Raw genomic sequence first — 25992 nt, forward strand, 5'->3', positions numbered from 1 at the left:
GCCCATCCGGTCATACTGGCACCTTGCAAATCCATGCCGTCAGACCCTATCCGATCATACCGGCACCTTGCCAATTCATGCCATCCAAGGTCTGCTCATGTTTAAGACCCTCTATCGACGCCGTAACGGCAGCCGTAGAGGGTCTTTGTCATTTAACGTCCTGCTGCCGGGAGCTGCTGCTAGGAGCCCAGCAGCTTCAACACGCGGATGCCCGTGCCCGTGCTCCGCTCGTCCTTCGTGCCCGTGCAGCGGATCGTCACCTGCCGCGCCGCGCGGTCCGGCTGAACCGGGAACAAGACCGGGATCGGCCGATAGGCCAGCACGCACCATTCGTCGAACGCGTTCACCGGCGTATAGCTGACGCCGCCGTCCAGCGAGTATTCGAGGTTGCCGCTGTCCGGACCGTGCAGCAGCACGATACCCGCGCGTCGTCCCTCGATGCCGAAGGAAAGCGACTCGCCCCGGCTTCCTTCCGCGGCAAGGTGGTCCGTGGCGAAACGCCAGTTCATCAGCGGATCGTCCGCGCCGAGCGCTTGCGGCTCGAAGCCGCCGCTCGCAACCTCGGGGCCAATGTCCGCCATGAACGCGAATTCGTAATTGCGCGCGTCGAGCGGAACCGGCAGATCGTCCGCTTGCTCCCGATTCGGCACGACCGATGCGTTCGCGATTTCCGAAGGCACCAGAACCGGATCCGGAGCGCCCTCGTCGGCGGCCACCGCATCGGCGACCGCATCCGCCGCCTGCTCCAGGAAGGCATTCGCGAACGACGCGTACAGCTGATGGCCCTCGTCGTTCGGATGGACGCGGTCCGGCGCCAGCGCCTCCCACGTCGTGCGTCCCGCGCGGATCAGGTCCTGCACGCCGCCGGCAAAATTCACGGAAGCGATGCCGTAGTGCACGGCTACCTCCTCGTGAACCGCGATATTGAACGGCAGCGTATCGGACAAATTCTTGTCGGCTGCCGTATACGCGAAGACCAGCTCCGTCTCCGGCGACGTGCGGCGGCATTGCCGCACGATGCCTTCCATGCCCCGGATCGACTCCGCCCGGTCCTCCCCGTCGTTGACGCTGAACTCGACGAACACCAAATCGACCGCGCCCCCGCCCAACGCATGCGCCTGCAGCCGATGCGCGCCGAACGTCGACGTCGTGCCGCCTACCCCCGCGTTGACGAAGCGAAAGGTCGTATCCGCGTAACGCTCGGCCAAGAACCGGCCGTTCAGCGCCCGCCAGCTGGTCTCGTCCCGCACGGAAGCGCCCGCTCCCTCCGTGATGGAACCGCCCAGGTATGCGACCGTCACGGGCTCGCCGCGAAGCAGCTTGGCAGCGAAGCGCGGCAGGCCTTCCCGCATTTGAATATGTCTTGCATCCAACACGTGCTCACGTCCTTTCGTGTAAACGAGCCCTTTCGAAGGAATCGAAAGGGCTCGCCGTCTTCCGGACGGCGCGGTCAGCCGCGCCGCCTTCTATCATTACCCTTACTTGGCGGGAACGAATTGCTCGCCGCCTTCGGCTCTTGCCGCAAAGCCGTGGTCTACCGTTGCTTCGGCGATGTCGCCGTGCGCCCAGTAGGTGCTCGGCACGTCGGTCCACGTCAGCTTCACGTCGCCGTAAAGCGGACCGCGGCCCAGCGCGCGGTTGATGATCGCGGCCGCTTCGGCGCGCGTCAGCGGCTGGCTCGGACGGAACGTGCCGTCGGCGTAACCGCGGATAATGCCCGCGCCCTGCACCTTGGCGATCGCCGATTCGGCCCAGCTGCCCTTGACATCCGGGAAGCCGGCTCCCGCTTTCGTATCGTCAGGCAGAAGCGCGGCGGCCAGGCTCGCCATCTCGGCGCGCGTGATCGCTTGGTCCGGCTTGAACGTGCCGTCTCCGAAGCCCTTCATCAGGCCGAGCTTCGTGACTTTCGCGATCGCGTCCGCCGCCCAGTGTCCGGACTTCACGTCGCCGAACGCGATGGCTTCGCCCGTGCCGTCCTGCGTCGCGACGCGCGACAGGATCGTCGCCATCTCGGCGCGGGTGAGGCGGTTCTCCGGCTTGAACAAGCCGCCTGCGAAGCCGTTCATGTACGCCGCGTGAGTGCCTGCGCCGTCATGCTTGAGGACCGCGAACGTGCTGAATTTATCGACCGTGAACCGCAAGCCTTTGCCGCCTTGCCATTCCACGATCGTGCCCGGCTTGTATTCCTTCGTGCCGTCGCCGTGCTCGATGTACACGCCGAGCTGGCCCGGCTGAACACCGTTTAACGCAGAGGCATCGAGCGGCAGGATGACATCCACCGCACGGCCTTGGAAGTTGGTCTCGATGGACACCGGCTGTCCGACGACCGTTACGCCGCCGTCTCCCGTTGCCTGAACAACCGCCGACGCTTTGTTCGCGCGGTCCGCGATTTGCTGCTTCGACGCGGAGTCCTTCACCGGCGTGAAGGTGAACGTCGCTTCCTCGGCAAAGCCGTTCAAGGAAGCATTCGGAATCACGACGCCGCCGCCGGCGGTAGCGATGCCCAGATCGAGGCCGCTGCCCGCAACCGATTGACTCGCTTCCTTCGGAATCGTCACTTTCGTCTCCGAGGTGACGCCCTTCTCGTCCGGCACGACGATCGTCGCCGTTTTCGCGCCGGCCGCCTTCAATTTCTCGATCGCGCTCTTCGCTTGCTCCGCGCCGAACGTGACGCTGTCCTTCTTGGTGCCGTCAGCCCCGGTCGTCCGCGTAATATCGAGCTGGATGCCGTTCGCACCGCCGTTTCCGTTCACTTGGCCAGGAATGACTTCCGTGCCGCCAGTAACCGGAGGCATCCACGGACCCGAACCCGTCGATGTGTTGCTGCCGCTGGCTACGATGAAGTTCAACCGGTCGGCATACATCTCCGCTCCCGATTTCTTCACGACCTTGATCGTATGCTCGCCGCTCGCGAGGCCGTCGATGCCGAACAGACGCTGCTGAACGGCCCGGTCGGTGCTCGCCGCGCTGAACGTTCCTTTCGAGACGCCGTCCACGAACACTTCGACGTCGCCTTGGGTCGGGCCCGTCGGCGAGAGCAGTTCGATGCCCGTGCCTTTGAACGTGTAGGCATAGAAGTCCCCGTCCGTCGCCGTCGTATGGACATCCTGCCAGAAGTCGCCGTTAAAGCTGAATGTCAGCTTGGCGACGCCGCCCGCCGGAAGCGTGGCGAGATAAGCTTTCTTGATCGTGACCGTGTTGCCGTCCACCGTGTAGTCGGTGCCGGCGGCCAGCGCCGCGGAACCGTTCGCGATGCCGCTGAAGTTCCCGCCGTTCTCGAGCAGCGTGACGCTCAGATCGGTTTGCGCGGACGGGTTCTTGTCGAAGGCCGCCGCGCTCGGGCCGATCAGATCCGGAATCCGGACCTTCAGCATGTCGAGCAGCATGTAGCCGCCGGATTTCTTAACCGCCTTAATCGTGTGCTGGCTGTTGGACAAGCCGTCGATCTCATAGACGGTTTGCTGCGCGAGGCGTCCGTTATGACGCGTGTCGACCGTGGCTTTGAACACGCCGTCCACGTAGACGTCCATCTCGCCCTGCGACTCGTCCATTTCCGTGATCACCTTGATGCCCGTGCCGCGGAAGGTATACGAGAACGATTCCCCGTTCTTCTCGGCGAATTGCACGTCGTCCATGTAATCGCCCATGCCTCGGCCCGTGCTGCGGTTCCAGGAGCCGTCGTAATGGATGGCCGGATCGTCGTTGTTGATGCTGGCGTAACGGCCCTCGGAGGAGGTATCCGCGACGGTGATCGTCAGCGTCTGCGGATTGCCGGCGCTGAAGGTCAGCGTGAGCGGCACCGCGCCGACCGCTTGCTTGGCCAGATATGCTTTCTTGATCGTCAGGACGTTGCCGTTCAATGCGTAATCGGTGCCGTCGACCAGCGCCGTGCCGTTGTTATCGATGCCGACGAAAGTATTGTCGTTCAACGTCAGCGTCGTCGTCACGTCGGCCTGCTTCGTGACCTTCAGGTCGAAGCCCGCCGCGATCGGGTTGATCGTGCTGTTGCGCACCTCTGGGACGACGATCGTCACCGCCAGCGTCTGGGTGTCTCCGCCCGCGAAAGCGAAGCTCAGATTCGCCGTGCCTTCCGGCTGCTGCGCCAGGTAAGCTTGCTTGATCGTAACCGTATTGCCGGCTACCGTATAATCCGTATCCTTCGCGAGCGATGCCGCGCCGTTCGTGATGCCCGCGAACGAATTCGCCCCGAACGGCAGCGTCGTCGTCACGTCGGCCGGAGCCCCGTTGTCGAACGTGGCGCTCGTCGTGCCGAGCAGCGTGTCGGCCGCGACTTTCAGCGCGTCGATCAGCATGAAGTCGTTAGGCGTATTGCTTTTCTTAACGGCCTTCAGCGTATGCGGGCCGGACGTCAAGCCCGTCGCGCTGAACACCGTTTGCTGCACTTCGCGGTTCCCCGAGGTGTGCGTATCCACCGTTTCCTTGAAAGCGTCGTCAACGTAGAAATCGATGCTGCCTTGCCCGCCTTCCTTCTCCGTCACGTAATCAATGCCGGTTCCCGTGAACGAATAGGTCAGCTGCGAACCCTCCGCCTGCGCATAGTGCACGTCGTGATTCAGATCCTCCAGCGGACGGCCCGTGCTGTGCTGCCAACCGTTGGAATAGGCAATGCCCGGATCGTCGTCGTTGATTACCACGCTGTGGCTAGCCTCGGCCAACAATGCGCTTTGCTTGCCAGCGTCCGGGGCGTTAACGGAATCGGCTCCGTTGCCGGCCGGTTCGCCCGCATCTTCATTCGTGACGCCAGCCGCGTCGCGCGTAACCGCCGCGGAAGAGTCGCTTACCGCCACCTCGAGGTCCTGCGCGCTGGAGGCCGATTCTTTGCCGCCGTTGCGCGTCCAATCGCCGGTGTATCTCATGCCCGTGTCGTCGTCGTTGACGCCGGAGACCGCGCCGCCGGAAGCCGTGACTTTGAACAGGCGCGAACCGTGCGGCGCCAGCTCGGTTGCCGTGTAGCCGGCGTCGAACGAGCCCAGCTCCGTATGGCTCCACAGATCGCGGACGGACGCGCCGCCGCTCAGGCCGATGTCGCTCCAGTTGACCGTGACGTTCGATTCCTTGGAGCCGAGGTTGAACAAGGCCACCGTGTAGGTGCCGTCGCCGTTATTGGCGTACCAGACTTGATCGGTCGTCGTCGTCGATACCGGATGCGCCGGGTGGCCGGCTTGGTTGACCCCGATGACTTCGTCGTTGGTCAGCAGCGACAGGCCGTAGCTGTCCAGCTTCGTCAGATCGTCGCCCGTGTACAATTGCGCCGAGGACATGGCCCACAGCGTCATCGCGGTCTGCCGCTCGTCCTTCGTCAAACCGTCCATCGCGCCGTTGCCGACATTGAGCGAGTCGAAGTCGTTCCAGCCGCCGGGACCGGCATCGCGCCACCAGAGCGCGGCATCCGGGAACAGGCGGGCGATGTTGGCCCACTGCGTCATGCCGACCTTCGGATCGTACGACTCGACGTCCCAGTCGACCCGCCAGCCGTTCGCGTGTTCCTTCCAGAAGTCGACGTAGTTGTGATCGAGCGCCCACGACAGCTCGAACCAAATCTTATGGTCCTGCTTCGCCAGCGCCTTGGACCAGGCCGCGACGTCGCCGCGCGCGTCGATCGACGTGTCGTTGTGGCCGGAGCCCGGCGTCACGCTGTCGAACTTCACGAAATCGATGCCCCACGAAGCGATCAGGTCCGCGATGGAATCGATGTAGGCTTGGGCGCAATCCTTGGAATCCGGCGACTCGAAATCGATCTTGTACCCGAGTCCCCAATAATCCCCTTGGCGGTCCGGCATGCCGATATCCTGCATATGGCATTTGCCGTCCGTGCCGTAGATCTCCAGGTTGTCGTTGTACGCTTGCGGAGAGAGACCCGGAATCATGTAAAGCCCGATCTTCTGCCCGTTATGATGCACGTAATCGATCACGTCCTGGAAGCCGTCCGGATACAGCGTCGTGCTCGGGATCGGCCGGCCGTACTCGTCCATGCCGCCGTTCCAGCCGGCGTCGATGTTGATATAGTCGTAACCGTGCGACTGCAGCTTCTCGTGCATCGCGTCGGATTGCTGCTTCAGCTTGGCGGCCGACGTCCAATTGCCGGACGGGCCGTCGAACACCTGCAGGCTGTAGCTGCTCCACCCCATGTAAGGCTTCTGCGCCAAGCCGTTGTCCGCCGCCTCGGCGACTTGCTTCGCCGGGACGAATCCGAACTGGGCGACGGCGACCGCGGTCAGCAGCAGCCCGAAACCGATTTTCTTCAAAGTGTTGCGAATCATCTGAACATCTCCTTCACAGGGATTGTTATAGCGCTTTCATAAACCGGATGCGTTCGCCCGGCGAGGTCGGCAGGGCGATCAGCTCGCCGCCCCGCGTTTGCTCTCCCGCGTCGGTGAAGCAGACAACGTCCGTTCCCCACGGATTGTACAGGCGAAGCTCCGTTCCCGCTTCGCTCGATACCTCGATCCACCGCACGCCCTCCGCGTCCGTCTCGGCGCTGACCAGGAAGCCCCCGACCGCGCGAAGCGTGGAGAAGGCCGCGGCCTTGCCGGCCGGCCAGTTCGGGAACAGGCGAAGCGCGCCATTGTAGGATTGCAGCAGGCATTCGTTGATGACCGCGGGCAGCGCGAAATTCTCGAACCAGACGCCCATCGGCGCCATGTAATCGAACGGCGTCGTATCGGAGTAGCGTCCGCCGCTCTCGAGCAGCTTGTCCGTGCACGTGCCGTTCGGCAGCAGGCAATACGCGATCTGGCGCTTGAAGCGCTCCAGGTCGAGCTGTCCGAGCCGCGCGCCGGCCATGGCGTAGAACACCAGCTCGTTGCCGCCTTCGTTGCGATGGTTGCGGTACGAGTTGACCGCGATCGCGTACTCGTCCCCTGGGGAATGCAGGCCGTGGTCCTCGCCGGGGAAAATCGTCGTTATGCCGTTCGGCACGTTGTAGACGACTTCCGGATCCTCGCCGGGCATCGACACGAACACGGTGCCGCGCCGCGATTCCGCCGTCGGATAAGCCGGGAAATGCGCCAGCACTTCCTCGATCTCGGTCAGCAGGCCGGCTTCCGCGTCGTTGCGTCCCAGCGCCGCGCAGGCGTCCTTGAAGGCGCGGAACAGGAACTTCGTCAACGTCAGATCGACGATGCAATCGCTGTTCTTGGCGAAGCCCGGCGTCAGCTCGTAAAGCTCCGGCACCACGGTCGGGAAGATGTGGTACTTGTCGTCGCCCCATGCCGCGCCGCTCGCTTCCGGGCGCTTCATGTAATCGACCATGAACAGGACCGCGTCGCGGATCGGCACGAAGGCGCGCGTTTCCAGGAACGCTTTGTCCATCGTGTACAGGTAGTGCCACCAGAGGCTCTGCACCGTCCACGGCGTCTCGCAAATTTCCCAGCCCCAATGCGGCACCGGATACGGCATCATCGTCATCTCGACCGGATACGCGGAATGCGGATAATACGCGCCGCGCAGGCCGTAATACTCCCGGGCCCACTTCCGGCTGACCGGCAGGATGAGATCGACCATGCCGACGTAGGCAAGATGCTTCTCGACATGGTTGCTCGAGAATGCGAGCCAGAACGGCTGCTGCGTGTTGTAGTTCATGTGGTAGTCGCCATGCCATTCCGAGCCGATCTTGCCGTAGCTCCAATTCGCGAACAGCCCGGGACACGTATGGGAAGCGCTTACGGAACAATTGTAAAAATAGAGATTCCGGTACCAGACCTGCTCTAGCGCCGCATCCTCGAGCATGACGCCCGAACGGTCCCAGTAGTCGCGCCAGCTGGCTTCCGCCTGGTCGAAGGCCGCTTCCATCCGCGGCCGCGACGCGCGTTCCGCATCCTGCGCGACGGCAGGCACGTCGGCGTCCAGTCCTTGCTCCAGCTGCACGCGCACGACGAAGCCCGAAGCCGGCGCCTCGACCGCGCCTTCCCAATCTCCGCCGAGCTTGCGCACGGAATTCGCCCCGCCCACGCTCGCCGACAACCGGAACGCCCGATCGCGGGAGCGATCCCCGCCGCCGCCCGATGCGCCGTTCGCATAGGGAAGCGTTTGCCGGAACGACAGCCGCGCGGACGTCTCGTCCAGGAACGGCTGCGGCGACGGGATGTCGCCCGGCGTCTCGGGATCGGGAATCAGCTTGATCCGGTTAAAGACCGACGTCAGCGTCCAGGCCGCGCGAGCATCGCCATCGCCAACCGCCGGCTGGTCGAATGCCGCCCACAGCACGTCCTGTCCCTGCTCCACGAACACGCGCAGCGTCGCCGGCTGCCCGCCGATCAACAATCGGATCTCGCAGAGGCCGTTATGTACATGCAGCGCGTGACCCAGCACCTCCACCTCGCGGCGGTCGAACCCGAGCAAGAGCGAACCGCAAGGCATCGGACGCGGGTACGGGAAGGTATAGTTTTCGCCGGCCATCTCCACGTAATCGCGGTACCATTCGTCCTCCTTGAGCGACGCATAATGCGAAGGGATCGCCTTCAAGCGGGCGAACAGGCTTTCGAAATCGCCGATCCGCTCCTTGTTGTTCTCCGCGATGCGAATGTCCCAGACGTCGTTATGGCCGAAATGCACGACGATCGCGTCGGGCCGGGTCGTGACGACCGCGCCGAGTCCGCCGTTGCCGAGCAGCGCGCCCTCGAAGAACGTCGCCGCCGGGCGATCGTACCGGATCGCGTGGGCTTGCGCTTGTTTCCATGCGTTCATGCGTAACTGTCCTCCCGTCCTGCCTTTTTCCGGTGACAAGGGCAAACGAAAGGCGTTCTGGCTTGCCAGAACGCCCCGCGCTCCCGGATAGTCTTACTTTTGGGTGGAAGAGTCGTACGCTTTTTGCAGGATCTCGAGGTAACGATCCAGCTTCAGGTCTTGCAGGCCTTTCACGTACGCGTCCCAATCCTTGTTCAGATCTTTGTTGCCCGTGATGAATTGCAGCTCGTTTTGCTCGATGTAGTTCTTGATGTTCGTTTGCAGCATGCTGGCTTCGTCCATCTCGGACGGATCGATCCATACGGACCAAGCCGGGAACAATTCTTTCGGTTCATGGCCTTGGTAAAGCAGCGTCGCGTTGTACAGGCGGCGCTCGTAGCCCGTCGATTCGTAGATGTCGGTCGCTTGCACGAAGCTGTCGCGGTAGGATTTCGGCATGTAGAAGTGGGCTACGCCGCTCCAGCCCGCGTTATGCGGCGCTTCGCCTTCGACGGCCTGGATCGGTTTGAATTGCGCCGTTACGCCTTCGCCGAGGGCGACGTCGTCCGGACCCGGTTTCTCCCAGTCGATGCCTTCCATGCCCGTTGCGCCGTTCGTTTCGCCTTCCGGCGTGAACATGTAATCGACCAGTTTGATGAGGGCGATTTGCGCTTCTTTGCTTGCTTTGTTCGTGATGACGAATTTCGCGCCAGGCGCTACGCCGCCTGCGTCATGCGTCGCGTACTGCGCATGCGGTCCTTGGAGCGGCGGTACCGGGTTGTAGTCTTTGGAATATTTGTTGCCTTTGTCGATGCTGACGAAGATGGCAGGGTGCATGCCCGCGCCGGCGCCGAGGATTTGCGTATCGGCTTCGCCGATTTTTTTGAACGCTTCGGCGTTTTGCGTGAAGGCGCCCGGATCGATCAGCTTCTCGTCGTACAGCGATTTGATGAACTGCAGGCCTTCCTTCCATTCCGGCTTGATCGCGGCGGATTCCACTTTGCCGTTCGTCAGGTTGAGGTAATTGCGATCGTCGTCGTAGACGAAGCCGTTCATCAGGAACGGAACGAGGCGCACGCCGAAATCCTCGATCGAACCGCTCAGCGGCACTTCGTCCGCTTTGCCGTTGCCGTTCGGATCCTTCGTTTTGAAGGCTTCCAGCACTTTCTTGAAATCATCCGTCGTTTTCGGCATTTGCAGGCCGAGCTTGTCGAGCCACGACGTGTTCAGCCACATTTTGTTCGGGTACGAGCAGTGGAAGCACTGGGAGTACGCGACCAAGCCGTAGATGTTGCCGTCCGGCGCCGTGTTAAACGCTTTCAATTCCGGGTCCGAATCCATCGCCGCCTTGATGTTCGGCGCGTATTGGTCGATCAGGTCGTTCAGCGGCAGCAGCACGCCTTGCTTGCCGTATTTGAGCACGTCGGCTTGGGAGAATTGATCGATGTACGCCGGCAGCATGTAGGCATCCGGATAGTCGCCGCTCGCGAGGGAGATTTGGCGTTTTTCTTTCGCGCCGTCGGTCGGGTTCATTTCCCAGTTGATCTTCATGTTGAATTTATTTTCCACGAAAGCCGTGAATTTGTTCGTCGGCAGGTCGATGTTCGTCTCTTGGATGGAGAAGATTTTGACCGGCGTCGGTTCGGTCGATGCCGGCGCGTTGCCGCCGTTGTCCGCCGCTTGGGTGGCGTTGCCGCCGTTCGTGCCCGTATTGCCCGCGTTGTTGCCCGAGTTAGCTGCGTTATTGCCCGCATTATTGCCGCCGCAAGCAGCCAGGATCATGCTGCACGCCGCAAGAACGGCGAGTGTGCTTCCGAGTCTCTTTTTCAACTTGATCGCTCCCTTTTGTTTGTATGAATAATGACAGCGAAACCCCCACATTACATGTACATCTCCCCTTTCAATGAGATCCGCCCGGAGGGCCGGAAGGAAAGGCCGGCAATCAGCCTTTCACCGAGCCGACCAGCATCCCCTGGACGAAGAAGCGCTGCACGAACGGATAGATGATCAAGATCGGCAGCGTGGCCACGACGATCAGCGCGTACTTGAGCAGCTCGGCGAGCTGCTGGCGCTCGACCTGCTTCATCGCGTCCATGATGCCGGTGCTGTTGTTCTGAATGATGATGCTTCGCAGCACGAGCTGCAGGGGGAACAGCTTCGCCGTCTTCAGGTAGATCAGCGCGTCGAAGTAGGCGTTCCACTGGCCGACCGCGTACATAAGCACAAGCACCGCCAGGATCGGCTTGGACAGCGGGATCACGACGCTCCCCATGAAGCGCAGGTCGCTGCAGCCGTCGATCTCGCTCGCCTCGATCAGTTCGTCCGGAATGGACGATTGGAAGAAGGAACGCGCGATGATGACCTGCCACACCCAAATGGCGTTCGGGATGAGCAAGGCCCACCGCGTATCGATCAGATGCAGGCTCTTGACGACCATGTACGTCGGGATCAGGCCGCCGCTGAAAATCATCGTGAAGGTGATGATCATCATGATCGGGCTGCGTCCGAAGAACGTCTTGCGGGACAGCGGGTAGGCCAGCATGACGGTGAGCGCCACGCTGATGAACGTGCCCGCCGCCGTGTAGAACAGCGAGTTGCCGTAGCCCCGCATGATCGTCGGGGTCTCGAACAAGGTCTTGAAGCCCTTGAACGAGATGTCCACCGGCCACAGCCAGACTTTGCCGGAGGTCACCGCCGCCGGACTGCTGATCGAGCTGCTCAGGATATAGATGAGCGGGTAAATCACGGCGATCAGGACGAGCGTCAGAATCGCATAGATGACGAACATGAGCGTCCGGTCGCCTGCCGATTCCCTTATCTTTCGATTCATCGTTGTCGTTGTCATTCGTTTCAGGCTCCTTCTACCACAGACTATTGTTCGTCAGCCGTTTGGCCAAACCGTTGACCAGCACGAGCAGCACGAGATTGATGACCGAATTGAACAGGCCGACCGCCGTCGCGAAGCTGTAGTTGGCGTTCAAGAGGCCGATGCTGTACACGTAGGTCGAGATGATCTCGGAATTGCCGAGGTTGAGCGGGTTTTGCAGCAGGTACACCTTCTCGAAGCCGATCGCCATGATGTTGCCCACGTTCAGGATGAGCACGATGACGATGGTCGGGAGGATGCCCGGGATGTCGACGTGCCAGATCTTCTGGAACCGGGACGCGCCGTCCACCTTCGCCGCCTCGTACAAGGTCGGATCGATGCCCGCGAGCGCCGCCAGGTAGATGACCGCGGAATATCCCGCCGTCTGCCAGATGTCCGACCAGACGTAGATGGAACGGAACATGCCCGGCTCCCCGAGGAAGTTGATCGAATCGAGCCCGAAATGGTTCATGATGACGTTGACGAAACCGAGCCGCGGCGCCAGGAACAGCATGATGATCGACACCATGACGACCGTGGAGATGAAGTACGGGGCGAACGTGACGAGCTGCACGACCCGCTTGAATCTATTGCTCCGCACCTCGTTCAGCATCAGCGCGAGCAGAATCGGTATCGGGAAGCCCGCGAGAAGCAGGTACCCGCTTAAGTACACCGTGTTCTTGATCAGATCCCAGAAGATCGGATTATCGAAGAACAGCTTGAAGTTCTTCGTGCCGACCCAGGGGCTGCCCCAGATCCCTTTGATGACGTTGTAATCCTTGAAGGCGAGCACCGCGTTCAGCATGGGGTAATACTTGAATATAAAGAAGAACAAAAGCGGCGGCGTCACGATCAGGTACAGCTGCCAGTGTTTGGCGAAGCTTCTCGCCGCGGCGCCGGACAACTTCCCTTTGCTCCGCTTGGCCGGCGTCTTCGCCGGTTTCTCTACTGCCATTTCCACGTTCAGAACAATCCCTCCCAGGTGAATCCAATGATGCACGAAGCGATGATGCATGAATCAGGGCGATGCATGATAGCGCTTTCCACATGAACGATATTAGCGTCCGGAGCGGGTTTTCGAATAGGTACATTTGGGGTTTCGAGCGTACATTTCGGCTGATTTTGGGGGGACAATCGCCCGTATGACGGCCATTTTCAGCTCTTTTCACGAAAAACGGCCCTATGGCTCCCAATAATCGGTGAAAACCCTTTCAACTGTAAAAACGCCCGTCGACGCCCGGAAACGAAAAAGAACCCCGATCGCCGCATCGGCGGTTCGGGGTTCTGCTTCATTTGCTGCGGTCGCGGAGATAAACGTCATAGCCTTTTTGCAAAATGGACAAGTACGCGGACAGTCCCATGTCGTCCAAACCTTTGACGTAGGCATCCCAGCCCGTGTCCAGATCCTGCGCGCCGGTGATGAACTGCAGCGTATTCTGATCGATGTAGTTTTTGAGATTGGTCTCGAGCATGCTCGCCCGCTGCGCGTCGGCCTCGTCGACCCAGACGTCCCACGCCGGGAACAGCTCCTTGGGCTCCTTGCCGGCGTACAGCTGCGTCGCCGCCTGCAAGCGGCGCTCGTACCCGTTCGGCGCATACATGTCCGTTCCCTGCACCCAGCTGTCCCGGTACGACTTCGGCATGTAGAAATGACCGGTGCCGACCCAGCCCGAATTGTTCGGCGGCGTGCCTTCCTTGGTCACCAGGCCGGCGAACAACGGCTTGACGCCTTTGCCGAGCGCCTGCTCGCCCGGCTCCGGCTTGCGCCAGCCGACGCCTTCTTCCCCGGACTCCGCATGGATCTGGCCTTCCGGCGTGTAGATGTAATCGATCATCTTGATCAGCGCGATCTGCGCCTCCGGCGTCGCTTTGTTCGTGATGACGAATTTCGCTCCCGGATTGATGCCGCCCTCGTCATGCACGGCATAGGCGGCATGCGGACCGGTCAACGGCGGGACGGGCGCGTAGTTGCGCGACCGGTTGCTGCCGGTCTCGCCCCCGACGAAGATCTCGGGATGCATGGCCGCGCCCGCGCCGAGAATCGCCACGCCCTCGTTGTCGCCGAGCTTTTTGTACGCTTCGGCGCTCTGCGTGAACGCGCCGGGATCAATCAGCCCTTCGTCGTAAAGCGACTTGATGAAAGCGAGGCCTTCCTTCCATTCCGGCTTGTTCGCCGCGGAGTCGACCTTGCCGTCCTTCAGCATCAGATAGTCGCGGTCGTCGTCGTAGATGAACCCGTTCATGAGGAAGGGCACGATGTGCACGCCGAAATCCTCGGTCGAGCCGCTGAGCGGAATTTCGTCCGCCACTCCGTTGCCGTTCGGGTCCTGCGTCTTGAACGCTTCCAGCACGCGCTTGAAATCCGCCGTCGTCTTCGGCATCGCCAGATGGAGCTTGTCCAGCCAGACCGAGTTGAGCCACAATTTGTTCGGGTAGGAGCAGTGGAAGCATTCGCTGAAGCTGACCAAGCCGTAAATATTGCCGTCCGGCGCGGTGTTGAGCTCCCGCAGCGCGGCGTTCTCTTCGAATGCGGCCTTGATATGCGGCGCGTACTTGTCGATCAGGCCGTTCAACGGCAGGAAGATGCCCTGCTTGCCGTAACGCAGCTCCTCCGCCTTGGAGAATTGGTCGATGTACGCGGTCAGGATATAGGTATCGGCATAGCTGCCGCTTGCGAGCGAGATTTGGCGTTTCTCCTTGGCGCCCTCGTACGGGATCGCCTCCCAGTTGAAATCGACGCCGTACGTTTGCTCCAGAAACCGCGAGAACGCATTGGTCTGCAGATTCTGTCCGACGTCCTGCTGCGCGAAGACGCTGATGGGGATCGGCCCCGTCCGCGGCGACGGCTCCGGAGGTTCGTCGGGCGACGAGGAGCATGCGCTCAGCAGCATGCCGATCATGAGAATGGATAAGATAAGGCGTAGCTTCATGAGCGTGAAAGCTCCTTTCTTGCCAGTCCGGCTCTTGGGTAGTTGAAATGCTTGGTCGTCGGGTTCGGGCCCGCTGGCCGTTGCGAGCATACCGCCGACGCGCGGCGGCTTCGCTGCGGCCGAAGGTCAGTCGAACGACTGCCGGAAGGCGCTCGGCGCCACGCCCATGACCCGCTTGAAGGCGCGGCGGAACGAGTGCGAGCTGTTGTAGCCGACCTGCACGGCGATTTCGTCCACGGTCAGCGACTTGTCCCGCAGCAGCTGCGCGGCATTGTCCATCCGCACCTTCTCCAGGTGATCGGACAAGTTCGTGCCCGTCACTTCCTTGAACAATTGCGAGATGTATTTCTCCGGCCGCTCGGCCTGCTCCGCGATCCGGTACAGCGTCAGGTCGGCATCGGAGAACTGCTCGGCGACGAATTGCTTGATCTGTTCCACCGTCCGGATGTGCAGGTCGTTCTTCTTGCTCGTGATCATCCCGCACATCGCTTCGATGATAGCGTAAAGCTCGTTTCGGATGGCTTCGATCGAGCCGGTCAATTGGATCTCCATGATGCGGTTCTTCGCGTCTTCGAATCGCTCGGATTCGGCGAACGCCTTCTGGTCGAGAAGCTTCAGCAGCGTGCCCTTCAGCTCGCCGATCAGCTGGTTCGCCATCTCCGGCGACAATTCGCGGTCTTCCGTATTTTGCTGCATGACGGACTGCACGATGCGCTTCGCCTCGTCCTCTTCCCCGGCGCGGATCGTGCTGATGAGCCGCAGCTCCATGTCGAGCGGATAATAATACGTCGTGCTCTCCTGACGGATATCCGCGTACCAGAGAAATCCCTTCCGCTGCATGTAATCGGCGTAGCCCATCGTTTCCTTCGCCTGCTCGTACGAGCGGCTGACTTCCATGTCGGAGGCGAACGGATCGCCGAAGGAGCCGGTCACCGTGATTTTGTATTCGCCGAACATGAACGCCGCGAACGGATCGAGCACCGCCTGAATGGCCGCCCGGGAGGGATCCTCGTCCGCTGCTTCCTCGGCGCACGCGAAGATCGCGACGACCCGGTCTGACCCGAGGTCGGTCATGAGAATCCGGCTATCGACATCGCGCAGGCTCTGCTTCAGGAGCAGCCGCGCCGCGCTGAGCTCGTTCAGGATCTCGACGGTATCGAGCCCGGCGTAGCCGTGCACGTGCAGAATGCCGACGTAGCCTTTGCGCAGCGCCAGACCGGTATCCGCTTGGGCCGCGGCCGCCTGAATCTCCTCCCGCGTCTGGAATTCGCCCGCGATCAGCCGCCTCAAGAACGCGTCGCGAATGAGCGGCAGCTGCCGGTTCAGCTCCTGCTCGAGCACCCGGTTGCTCGAGATGATGGTCGAGATATTCCCCTGCAGGAAATCGTAGGCGTTGCGGCCGATCGGCTCGTCCTTGCCGAACTGCTCCCGCACGACGCCGAGCAGGCGGTTGATCGGCGCGCTGTTCCGGTGCGAGAGGAACCAGCCGACGATCAGCCCGATCAGCAGCGCCGCGCCGGTGACCGACCAGGAGATGTATTTGATCGTGTTCGCGTTCTCCATCAGCGCCTTCCGCGGGATGCCGGCCCGGTACACCCAGCCCGTGGAGGCCGAACGCGTCGTAATGACGAGATCGTCTTGGTAGAACTGGCTCTGCTTCGTCGCATCGAAAGCGCTGTCGGCGTTGATTGCCTTGATGTCGTCCTCGCCGATGCCGGACATGCTGACCGCGTTGCCGTGCTCGTCGCTGACGTAGGTCCAGCCGCCGTACCGGTCCTTTACGCCCGAGAGCAGGCTCGCGATCGTCTTCTGATCGATCAGCACGACGACCGTCGCGGGCGATTGCTTGCCGAAGCTATCCAATGGAAGCGATTGCATATACGAGATAACGGAAGTTTGCGCGCCGTTCAACGAAAAAGGCATCAGCGGCAACACTTCGCGGCTGTGCGCTTGGTTCAGCAGCTTCGTCTGCCACTGGGCGAAATTCATGTCGGCATAATGCGCGTTCTCGTAATAATGCTCCGGTCTGAAGTAGGCCGAGCCCGGCGTCAGCACGACATTGTAGTTGCGCAGGTAAATGTAATAGTTTTTCAGAAAATCATTGGTCTGGCTGAACACCATGACCTCCCGCATAATCTTCCAAATGCCGTATACGTTGCCGTCCCCGTCCCCCTGCTTCTCGTTCATCAGCACGTACAGGTCCTGATTGAGGGCCAGCTGCCGCGTGAAGCCCTCGACCTCGGCCATCCGCCGCTCGAGCATCTGCTGGCTTTTCTGGAGCTGGGTCAAGCTGTTCTCGATGGAGATGGATTGCGTCACGGCGATCGACGTGCGATAAGACATGTAGCCGGCCAAGCTCGGAATGATCAGGATCACGATATATGATATCAAGAAGCTGCGAAAAATCCTGGAATGCCTGCTCACGCGTCGTTCCCCCTACTTTCCGTGTCTCATCCATTATATCGCCTGTCCCGCCTTATGCAATCCCGGATGCAAAAGCAAAAACAACCGCGGGCGCGAAAAAACGCCTGCGGTTGCCCGCCACCGATCTATCTCGCCTGCTCGCCGGCCAAGAACGCTGCGCGGTCGAACCGCCGGCTGCCGCCCGTTTCGAGCGCGACCGGCAACGCCTGGCCGCCATATCGCACGACGGTCCGGAGCGGCGCGAACGCATGGATCGCCGCTTCGGCGAGCTCGCCGTCCCGCCAGACCAGATCAACCTGGGCGTTGCCCTTCGCCCGCAGCCCCGTCATCCGTCCCGTGCGCCATTGCTCCGGCAGCGCGGGCAGCAGATGAATCTCGCCGGCGTGGCTTTGCAGGATCATCTCCGCGATGGCCGCCGCGCCGCCGAAGTTCCCGTCCGCGACGAAAATGTTCGTCTCCGCCCCGGCGATGCCCGCCTTGGAATACGTGAGCAGGTTGTCGAAGCAGAGCTCGCCGATCAGGTACGACAGCTGGTCGTACGCGCGACCGCCGTCATGCAGCCGGGCGAAATTCGCCGCGAACAGGGCGAGCGTGAATTCCACGTCCTCTAGCCCCTCGTCCCGCATCCGCGAGGTCAGCGTCTTGCGCGCGGCTTCGCTCAGCTCCGGCGTGCCCTGCGGCGTGATCTGATTTCCCGGGTACAGCGCGTACAGATGCGACAAATGCCGGTGGTCCGGCTGCGCTTCGCCGTAATCCATCAGCCACTCCTGCAGCCCGCCGTTCGCGCCGACCCGCAGCGGCGGCAGGAGCGCGATCGCCTCGCGGAGACGTTCCCGCAGCGCTTCGTCCGCGCCTAAACGCTCGCTGGCCGAGGCGCAAAATTCGAACAAATCGCGGACGAGCGACTGATCCATCGTCGGCCCCATCGAGAGCGTGTAGGACCGCTCCGCGCCGCCTTCGGTATAGAAGCTGTTCTCCGGCGAATTCGACGGTCCCGTCACGAGCCAGCCGTATTCCGGATGCACCGTCATGTAGTCCAGATAGAAGCGCGCCGCTTCCTTCAGCACCGGATACGCCGTATCGCGCAGGAACCGCTCGTCGAGGCCATATTCGTAATGGAGGCGCAGCTGGTTCGCGATCCACAAGCCGCCCGTGACGTTGAGGCCCCACGAATAATGCCAGCCCGGCGACGTGAAGCCCCATGCGTTCGAGAACACGTGCGCGACCCAGCCCACGCTGCCGTAATACGCCTGCGCCGTCGCCCGGCCCGCTTCCGCCAGCCGCTCGACGTAGCGCATCAACGGCGCGTGGCACTCCGCCAGGTTCGCGGCTTCCGTCGGATAATAGTTCATCTCCGTGTTGACGTCGAGGTGGTAGTCGCAACTCCACGCCATCCGGTTCGCTTCGCCGTCGTTCCAGATGCCCTGCAGATGCATCGGGAGCACCGAGTCCGCGCGCGAGCCGGCAATCGTCAAGTAGCGGCCGTATTGAAAGAACAGCGCGAACAGCTGCGGATCGTCATGGCCTTCGCGGAGGCGCCGCGTCCGTTCGCCGAGCGGCAGCGCCGAGGCGCCGGAATCGCCGAAGTCGGCCTCGACCCGCGCGTACAGCGCGCGGTAGTCGGCGATATGCGCCGCGCGGATCGCCGCGTAGCCCTTCGCGGCCGCCGCTTCCGCCCGGCCCGCGGCGGCCTGCGCCCATGAACCGTCCGGCTGGAGATAGTCCGTCTCCACGGCGAAATAGACATACGCTTCGTCGGCGTCGTCCACGACGATCGCCCCGTCCGCCGCCGCGACCGTGCCCCCGCGCGCCACGATCTTGACCGCGCCGCGCGCGAGAACGCCGCAGGTCCCGTCGCTGTGCATCGTTTCCGTTGCTTGGCTCGTGAACGCGAGCGCGCCCTCGCCCGATACTTCGGCTTCGAAGCGATCCGTCCGGCCTTCCAGCCGGAGCGCGAACGTCACCCCGCCCGCGGAGTCCGCGCCGCTCCAAAGCCGCGCGGCGAGCACGTTGTCGGGATGCGAGGCGAGCAGCTCTCGGCTGATGCCCGGCGATGCGGGGCTGGCGAAATCGGCGCGGTAGATCGCCTCCTCCAGATTCAGCCCGCGCACGAGTCCCGCGCCCGCATCCTCGGACGGCGCGCCTCCGCCGAAGGACAGCACGACGTCGCACAGCGACAGGTTCGTGCCGAAGTTCCCTTTCTCCGCCTGCAGCAGCCGGCTCGCCATCTCTTCGCCGGCGGCATAATCGCCGGCGTAGAAGAGCTCGCGCATCGCGGCCACGTCGGCCTTGCCGCGCGACGGCGTCGCGGGCGGCTCGGCTCGGCCCGACCAATAGGTCGCTTCCGTCACGCACCACGTCTCGCCGGCGGCGCCGCCGTGCGCGACCGCGCCGAGGCGGCCGTTGCCGAGCGGCAGCCCCTGCTTCCATCCGTCCGCCGGACCGTTAAAGGTCAGTTTCATCCCGCTCATCTTAGCGCACCCGGTATTCGGCGAAGTATTTCGGAAGGATATCCGTGGACGCGCCCGGCATTTGCGGCAGCACGTAGAAGCCGTTCTCGATCGTCGCCGGCTCCTCGAAGATATGGCGGATCCACGGGATGTACTCCAGCATGAACGCGCCTAGCGTCGCGGCCACCAGATGCTGATGGATCTGGCCCATGTCGCCGACATGCGGGCAAACCGGCACGTCGTACGCGGCGGCGAGTCCCGCCACCTGCAGCCATTCGGTGATACCCGCGACGCGCGTCACGTCGACCTGGCAATATTCCAGCGCGCCGTTATGGATATAATCGCGGAAGGCGTATTTGTTGTACACATGCTCGCCGAGCGCGATCGGCACGTTCAGCTCGTCCGCGAGCTTCTTGTGGCCCATGATGTCGTCCGGGTTCAGCGGCTCTTCCAGCCAGAACAGGTCGAACTCCTCGAGGCGCTTGCCCCATGTCATCGCCGTATTGATGTTCCACTGCTGGTTGACGTCGATCATGAAGATCGGGTCCTCGCCGATGGCTTGGCGCACCGCCTTGACGCGGTCGTAGTCCTCGCGCGGATCCGGCCGGCCGACCTTGATCTTGACGCCCGCGAAGCCCTGCTCGACGATCTCGACGACGTCCTTCAGCAGACGTTCCTTCGACCAGTTCAGCCAGCCGCCGTTCGTGTTGTAGGCTTTGATGCCCTTGCTCTTGTGTCCGCCGAGGTACTGCCAGAGCGGCTTGTTCGACGCCTTCGCCATGATGTCCCAGAGCGCGATGTCCACGGCCGCGAGCGCCATGTGCGTCACGCCGGCGCGTCCGATCCAGTGCATCTTGCCGAAGCGCATCGTATCCCACAGCTCCTTAACCATGAACGGGTCCTTGCCGATCAGCTCCGGCGCGTAGTAGCGGTCGATCGTGTCGACGATCATCTCGTCGCCGAACGCGCAGGTGCCCGTGTAGCCGCAGCCCGTGATCCCTTCGTCGGTGAAGATCCGCACGCCGGACAAGCCCCAGTGGGTGGCGGCGTTGATGGCATCCGTGATCGGCGGCGTGATCGGCACGTGAAGCACGAAGGTTTCGACTTTGGTAATGAGCATGTAAATAACCTCTTTTCGTTAGGTTGGATGGATGTCGCATGTATTGTTACGTTGGTAAATGGGCGTCGCTCGCCTTTCCTTCGCTGCCTTAAAGGTTAATAGCCTAAAGAAGCGCCGCCTTCGACGGGCAGCGCGACGCCGGTGACGAACGCGGACTGGCTGCTCGCAAGGAACAGCACCGCGTCCGCGATCTCCTCCGGCGTCGCGGGGCGGCCGAGCGGGTGCATGTCGCGCAGCGCCTGCTCCGCCTGCTCCGGGTCCGCCTGCCGCCGCACCCATGCGTTCAGCAGGGGCGTCGAGACGCCGGCCGGGCAGAGGCAGTTGACGCGCACCCCGTCCGGCGCGTAATCGAGCGCGAGCGACTTGGTCATGGCGACGATGGCTCCCTTGGAAGCCGCATAGACCGTATTGTTCGCCTGGCCCGTCAATCCGCCGAGCGACGACATGTTGACGATCCGCCCCTTCGTGGCGCGCAGATGGGGGATCGCATGCTTGATCGCGAGGAAGACGCCTTTGACGTTCACGCTCATGAGCCGGTCGAAAGCGTTTTCTTCGATATCCTCGAGCCGGCCCGGATGAATGACCGCGGCGTTGTTATACAGCACGTCGAGCCTGCCGTAGGTCTCGATGGCCGTCTTGATCAGCTTCCGCACGTCCGCCTCGAGGGAGACGTCCGTGCGGACCGCGATCGCGCGGGGACGTCCGTCCTCCCTCGCGGGTTGTTGCGCATTGATCCGCTCTGCCGTCCGCTGGCCGTCCGCTTCGTTCCAGTCGGCGACGACGACTGAGGCCCCCTCTGCGGCGAAGCTCAGCGCGCTCGTCTCGCCGATGCCCGAGCCGCCGCCGGTCACCAGCACGATTTGCCCCGCAAACCGCATGGCTATCCCCTCCTCTTGCATGCACGCTTCCGAGGCTGCGCATCCGCGGGCCGGCATGGCGCGTCTTTTCTTCCCTGTCCGTTTATCGTATCATGGACGTTGAAATCCGTATTTGCTCGCCCATCCAAAAAGTTGACGATTCATCCGGTATTCTCGCTTAGATACGACTACCACGTTCGCGGAGGAATGCGCTATGAAAACCTTGGCGGAGCTGACCCCGTTCGTCGGCGATTCCATGCCTTACCGCTATGACGGAAGCTCCAACGAGGCGCTTCGCGTCTGCAGCGTCTATGCTTTTCATCTATTCACCGACGGCCCGGGCGAGATGGAGATCGAAGGCGCGCGCTATCCCATCGAGAAACGCACGCTGATCTTCCTTCGGCCCGGCCAGCCGCATGCGTTCCATATCTCGCCGGAGCATCCGCTCGCTTCCCATAACCTGTACTGCGACCTGTGGGATAACCGCGCTCCCGTCTCGCTGCACCGGACCTTCATCTATGCGCCGAATCCGTTCCGGCTGCCCGAAGCGGCGGCGGCGGAGCCGTGCGGCGAGCTGGATGCCCTGCCGGGCGCCTTCTCGCTGCAGCCGTATCCGCATCTGTACGATGCGTTCCTGCATATCGTGCGGCTGAACAACGAGCTGAGCCTCTACCGGAACGAGACGGTCAACAGCCTGCTGTACGCCTGGATGCTCAGCTGGCATAACGCCGTCCATACGCGCCAGCCGCGGGATTACCGGATCCTCCGCCTGCTGGAGCAGCTGGAGACGAACCCGGAGCGCCGCGAAACGGTCGAGCAGTGGTGGACCTTGTGCGGCCTCAAGCGGACGTATTTCCACGAGCTGTTCCTCCGCGAGACGGGCATGACGCCCAAGGCATACCAGCACCGGCTGTGGATGAGACGCGCGCTCCATCTGCTGCAAGAGAGCGAGCTCAACATCACGGCGATCGCCGAGCGGCTCGGGTATCCGTCGATCCATCCGTTCACCCGCCATTTCACCGCGTATTACGGCGTCAGCCCGAAGCAGTATCGGCTGAATCCGCGCCGGGAACGGCCGGAGGGCGCGGACGGCGAGTGAGCCGGTGACGCGGCGGCGGCCGTGCGGAGGAACGCACGGCTTATTTTGGCGGAACTCGCGGTTGTATGAACAGAGGTGCACATGGCCGACTTCACGCGCTGAGGCATGCACGGCTTACTCTGGCGGAGCTCAAGGTCGACTCTACGGGCCGAGGAGAACTTGGCCGACTAACGGGCGAAGGAACGCTATGCCGGCGTACAAGATCGCAGCTTCATGACCTTCTGTTCACGCCATTTAAAGAGGACTAGTCCCAGGTCAATTGCAATGACCTGGGACTAGCCCTCGAAAGATGAAAAATCCTGCATTTGTGCAGCATTATCACATTGATTGTCCACCGAAGACGGAATTCCTGCAAATCCGCAGGAATAACGGCCTAATCTCGGCTTCGAAACGAATTCTGCAGCTATTTACTGCATATTCGCAGTAATTTCGCTCTCTTCGGCGTTAGCGGCGAGAAACTCCTGCAGAAATGCAGCATTATGCGCCGATCACAACCGTTGACCGGCACGCCGCAAACGTCCTCCACTCCATCCATCCCGTCCGCTAGACGGCCAGTACGGCAGCGTGAGCCTTGTATCCATCCCCGTCAAACGTTCTTCGGCAGCCACTTCTGATACTGCCGGCGCAGCCGGTGCAGCTCCTCGCCGTTGTGCAGCGCCTGCTCCTCCCGCTGCTTGCCGACCGCGACGATGAGCGTCTCGATGACGGCGACCGCCGCCACCATGGAGTGAAACTCCCACAGCTGGCCGCGGGCCGCGTAGAGCTGCACGTCCGCCTTCGCCAGCATGTCGCTGACGACGAGGTCGGTGATGAGCAGCGTCCGGCAGCCGCGTTCCTTGGCGAAATCGAGCAGCACCGCCATCTCCGGCGATTCGGAGACGAAGCCGAAGACGACGATGGCGTCGCCCTCCCGCACATGGATGAGCTGGTCGAATAGCTCATGCCCTCCGCGGGCCAGCCGCCGGACGGAGAAGCCGAACCGGGTCAACCGGAAATCCACGAGCGCCGTCAGCGACTCGGCCGAGCCCGGTCCGTAGACGTGCACCGTCGCCGCATCGCCCAGCAAGGCGACCGCCGCGTCGAACGCCGCCTGCTCAAGACGGTCCGCCGACTGCCGCAGGTAATCCGCCGTCGCCAGCACGTTCGCGCCCGCGCCGTCGCCGCCGCCGACTTTATCGAAGGCGGATTGCAGCTTGCGGCTCGGCGAGAGCAGCACCTCGTCCTTCACCCGCTGCTTGAAATCCTTCAGGTTCCGGCAGCCGATCTCCCCCCAGAACCGCGAGACGGTGGAGATGCTGACCTGGCACGCCTGCGCCAAGTCCTCTTCGACCATGAACGGAATACCGTCCATGTGCTTGCTTATATAATCGGCGAGGCGCTGATGGCCCCGCGTGAATTTCCTGCCCGTGAAAAATGCCTCCATGCCGCTTCCCCCGCTTCCGATTGCCTGCGTTCAGCCCGCGCAGCCTGCGCCGCAGCTTCTCCTCGACCCCGCGAACGTATCTCCCGCTTCCGCTTGGGTTACCTCTGCGCTGGACCGTTCTCGATCCGCCGCGCAAGCCCTGCCGGAGCTCCGGTCAACGTCCGCGCCGCATCTGCCCGGCCGGCGCGGTCCGGTCCACTTGCGCGCAGCCGCGCAACCCTTATTGTCCCGACCGCAACGCGATCAGACGACTTCCTTCTTCTTCTTGAGCAGCTTCTTCACCAGATTCGCCGCGCGCACCTGCAGATCGAGCGACGGCGACAGCACGCGTTTGTACGCGCCCGCCCGGATCGCGGCCTTCAGCTCCGCGATGGTCTCGAACTGCCCGGCGAACGCGTTGTACACGCAGCCCACCTGGAACATCTGATGCGCGTCGCTGCCCGCCACGACCGGAACGCCGAGCTCCTCGCCGAGCGTCAGCACCTTCGCGATGTTTTCCTGAATGCCGATCTCGTGCAGGTCTTTGCCATTCAAGTCGAAGGCGTCAAAACGGCGCAGCAGCTCGCGGTCGATATGAAAGAGCGGGTTCGATTCGCGGAACGGATGGCCGCCGATGACCATCATGCCGCGCGGCTCGCAGAGCTCGAACAGCTGCGCGAGTCCGATGAAACGGTCCGGCGCCGTATGGCCGTCCAACGCCGCGCGCACCTCCAGCAGCTTGTCCTTCGGCCCGCTGACCAGTATATGCCCGCCTTCGGCGATGTCGACCTCCATGCCCGTGAAGATGCGGAAGCCATCTACATTATAATAGTGATCGTTGCACGGGTACAGCGTGTCGAGCGTGCCGTACACGTCCTCGAACCGGTGCGTGTTGAAATGCTCGGTCAGCGTGATCGCGTCCAATCCCTGCGCCTTCGCCTCGTCGATCATGCTCGCGAAATGCTCGAGCTCGAAGTTCGTTTTCTTGGAAAGCTTCACGTGGATGTGAAAATCGATGTTCATGATGCGTATCCTCCAGTAGGTTCGATAATCGGCGCGACGTTTTCCAGCCGCATGCCCGTCCGTTTGTCGTAAAAATTCATTTGTTCCTTGCGCAGGTCCGCATAGAGCACGGCCCCCGGCTCATAATCCGCGTCGCCGATGACGCGCGCCATCATGGCGGCTCCCCCGGCATTCAGCTGCACGAGCGTCTCCGCCCCGGACGGGAACACCGCCTCTACCTCGGCCGTCACGCGGTCCGGCCCTTGACGGTCGTACAGCCGGATGTCCTCCGGCTTGATCGTCAGCACCACTTCCCGCAGCGCCGCAAGCCCGGCTTCCTCCAGCGCGATCGCCGCGACGGGCGTCTTCAGCCATGCCCGTCCGCTTTCCAGCGCGATGACGCCTTCCAAGCGATTCGTATGCAGGCCGCCGCTGCCGATGAAATCCGCCACCTGCAGCGTCCGCGGATGCTTGTACAGCTGCCGCGGCTTGTCCGTCTGCACGATGCGCCCGCCGAAGAATACCGCGACGCGCGTCGACAGCGACAGCGCCTCGTGCTGGTCATGGGTGACGTAGATGATCGTCGTGTTCAGTTCCTGATGCAGCCGCTTCAGCTCCGCCCGCATCTCCACCCGCAGCTTCGCGTCGAGATTGGAGAGCGGCTCGTCGAGCAGCAGGATGTCCGGCTGCGTCACGATGGCGCGCGCGATCGCCACGCGCTGCTGCTGCCCGCCGGACAGCTCGCCGGGATAACGCCCGGACAGCTCCGGGATGCGCATCTTCTCCAGCGCGTTCTGCACGCTCCGCTTGACGTCCGCTTTGGCCAGCCTGCGCACCTGCAGGCCGAACGCCACGTTCTCGAACACCGTCATATGCGGCCACAGCGCGTAGCTCTGGAACACGAGGCTGAGCCCTCGCTTCGAAGGCTCCATGTGGTAATCGGTATCGCCGTTCGCGACTTCGCGGCCGCCGATCCGGATCGTGCCGCCGTCCGCCCGCTGCAGCCCCGCGATCGTGCGCAGCAAGGTCGTCTTGCCGCAGCCGGACGGACCGAGGAAGGTGATGAAATCCCCCTGCTCGATGGTCAAATCGATCCCGTCCAGCACCTGCTTCTGCTGCAGCCGCACTTGAATGTCCTTCAATTCGATTGCCGTCAT

15 protein-coding genes are annotated in these 25992 nt (G+C 62.5%); 1 reads left to right on the forward strand and 14 read right to left on the reverse strand.

What is annotated here, in order from left to right; genetic code table 11:
* Positions 1–179: 179 nt before the first annotated feature.
* The 11 genes from GT019_RS10280 to GT019_RS10330 form a co-directional block, all read right to left on the reverse strand.
* Entirely contained in the window at positions 180–1376 is a 1197-nt protein-coding gene (locus GT019_RS10280) for an SGNH/GDSL hydrolase family protein (protein ID WP_161743059.1), read from the reverse strand.
* 102 nt (positions 1377–1478) lie between these two features.
* Positions 1479–6281, reverse strand: coding sequence for a X2-like carbohydrate binding domain-containing protein (locus GT019_RS10285; RefSeq protein WP_161743060.1), 4803 nt, complete (start codon positions 6279–6281; stop codon positions 1479–1481).
* Between the two features lie 25 nt (positions 6282–6306).
* A complete protein-coding gene (locus tag GT019_RS10290) occupies positions 6307–8706 on the reverse strand; it encodes a glycosyl hydrolase family 95 catalytic domain-containing protein (RefSeq protein WP_161743061.1) in 2400 nt (799 codons plus the stop codon).
* A gap of 93 nt (positions 8707–8799) precedes the next feature.
* Positions 8800–10515, reverse strand: a complete 1716-nt coding sequence (locus GT019_RS10295; protein ID WP_235947586.1) for a type 2 periplasmic-binding domain-containing protein — start codon at positions 10513–10515, stop codon at positions 8800–8802.
* A 112-nt stretch (positions 10516–10627) separates the two neighbouring features.
* Complete coding sequence (locus GT019_RS10300; RefSeq protein ID WP_235947589.1) at positions 10628–11530, reverse strand: carbohydrate ABC transporter permease; 903 nt, start codon at positions 11528–11530, stop codon at positions 10628–10630.
* A 16-nt stretch (positions 11531–11546) separates the two neighbouring features.
* Complete coding sequence (locus GT019_RS10305; RefSeq protein WP_161743143.1) at positions 11547–12506, reverse strand: ABC transporter permease; 960 nt, start codon at positions 12504–12506, stop codon at positions 11547–11549.
* 334 nt (positions 12507–12840) lie between these two features.
* A complete protein-coding gene (locus GT019_RS10310; protein WP_161743062.1) occupies positions 12841–14481 on the reverse strand; it encodes an extracellular solute-binding protein in 1641 nt (546 codons plus the stop codon).
* A 126-nt stretch (positions 14482–14607) separates the two neighbouring features.
* Entirely contained in the window at positions 14608–16905 is a 2298-nt protein-coding gene (locus GT019_RS10315; RefSeq protein WP_161743063.1) for a helix-turn-helix transcriptional regulator, read from the reverse strand.
* 125 nt (positions 16906–17030) lie between these two features.
* The gene (locus GT019_RS10320) at positions 17031–19376 is read right to left on the reverse strand and encodes a glycoside hydrolase family 95 protein (protein WP_161743064.1); all 2346 of its coding nucleotides are present in this window, start codon (positions 19374–19376) and stop codon (positions 17031–17033) included.
* Between the two features lies 1 nt (position 19377).
* Positions 19378–20475, reverse strand: a complete 1098-nt coding sequence (locus GT019_RS10325) for a mandelate racemase/muconate lactonizing enzyme family protein (RefSeq protein ID WP_161743065.1) — start codon at positions 20473–20475, stop codon at positions 19378–19380.
* Between the two features lie 95 nt (positions 20476–20570).
* A complete protein-coding gene (locus GT019_RS10330; RefSeq protein WP_161743066.1) occupies positions 20571–21353 on the reverse strand; it encodes an SDR family NAD(P)-dependent oxidoreductase in 783 nt (260 codons plus the stop codon).
* Between the two features lie 193 nt (positions 21354–21546).
* Between GT019_RS10330 and GT019_RS10335 the strand changes: the two genes are divergently transcribed.
* The gene (locus tag GT019_RS10335) at positions 21547–22431 is read left to right on the forward strand and encodes a helix-turn-helix transcriptional regulator (RefSeq protein ID WP_161743067.1); all 885 of its coding nucleotides are present in this window, start codon (positions 21547–21549) and stop codon (positions 22429–22431) included.
* 586 nt (positions 22432–23017) lie between these two features.
* On the opposite strand, the gene GT019_RS10340 is transcribed toward GT019_RS10335, so the two are convergent.
* From GT019_RS10340 to GT019_RS10350, 3 genes are all read right to left on the reverse strand, one after another.
* Positions 23018–23854, reverse strand: a complete 837-nt coding sequence (locus tag GT019_RS10340; protein ID WP_161743068.1) for a MurR/RpiR family transcriptional regulator — start codon at positions 23852–23854, stop codon at positions 23018–23020.
* Between the two features lie 243 nt (positions 23855–24097).
* Entirely contained in the window at positions 24098–24856 is a 759-nt protein-coding gene (locus GT019_RS10345; protein WP_161743069.1) for a PHP-associated domain-containing protein, read from the reverse strand.
* The gene (locus GT019_RS10350; protein ID WP_161743070.1) at positions 24853–25992 is read right to left on the reverse strand and encodes an ABC transporter ATP-binding protein; all 1140 of its coding nucleotides are present in this window, start codon (positions 25990–25992) and stop codon (positions 24853–24855) included. The genes GT019_RS10345 and GT019_RS10350 overlap by 4 nt, the downstream gene beginning before the upstream one ends.

Origin of the sequence: Paenibacillus glycinis (assembly GCF_009909185.1) — a bacterium.
Lineage (GTDB): Bacteria > Bacillota > Bacilli > Paenibacillales > Paenibacillaceae > Paenibacillus_Z > Paenibacillus_Z glycinis.

Bases quoted from the DNA above. Each gene is read 5' to 3' on its own strand.
- GT019_RS10285 (WP_161743060.1), bottom strand. From the start codon at position 6,281: ATGATTCGCAACACTTTGAAGAAAATCGGTTTCGGGCTGCTGCTGACC.
- GT019_RS10335 (WP_161743067.1), top strand. From the start codon at position 21,547: ATGAAAACCTTGGCGGAGCTGACCCCGTTCGTCGGCGATTCCATGCCT.
- GT019_RS10310 (WP_161743062.1), bottom strand. From the start codon at position 14,481: ATGAAGCTACGCCTTATCTTATCCATTCTCATGATCGGCATGCTGCTG.
- GT019_RS10305 (WP_161743143.1), bottom strand. From the start codon at position 12,506: ATGGCAGTAGAGAAACCGGCGAAGACGCCGGCCAAGCGGAGCAAAGGG.
- GT019_RS10330 (WP_161743066.1), bottom strand. From the start codon at position 21,353: ATGCGGTTTGCGGGGCAAATCGTGCTGGTGACCGGCGGCGGCTCGGGC.
- GT019_RS10300 (WP_235947589.1), bottom strand. From the start codon at position 11,530: ATGACAACGACAACGATGAATCGAAAGATAAGGGAATCGGCAGGCGAC.
- GT019_RS10290 (WP_161743061.1), bottom strand. From the start codon at position 8,706: ATGAACGCATGGAAACAAGCGCAAGCCCACGCGATCCGGTACGATCGC.
- GT019_RS10340 (WP_161743068.1), bottom strand. From the start codon at position 23,854: ATGGAGGCATTTTTCACGGGCAGGAAATTCACGCGGGGCCATCAGCGC.
- GT019_RS10350 (WP_161743070.1), bottom strand. From the start codon at position 25,992: ATGACGGCAATCGAATTGAAGGACATTCAAGTGCGGCTGCAGCAGAAG.
- GT019_RS10345 (WP_161743069.1), bottom strand. From the start codon at position 24,856: ATGAACATCGATTTTCACATCCACGTGAAGCTTTCCAAGAAAACGAAC.
- GT019_RS10325 (WP_161743065.1), bottom strand. From the start codon at position 20,475: ATGCTCATTACCAAAGTCGAAACCTTCGTGCTTCACGTGCCGATCACG.
- GT019_RS10320 (WP_161743064.1), bottom strand. From the start codon at position 19,376: ATGAGCGGGATGAAACTGACCTTTAACGGTCCGGCGGACGGATGGAAG.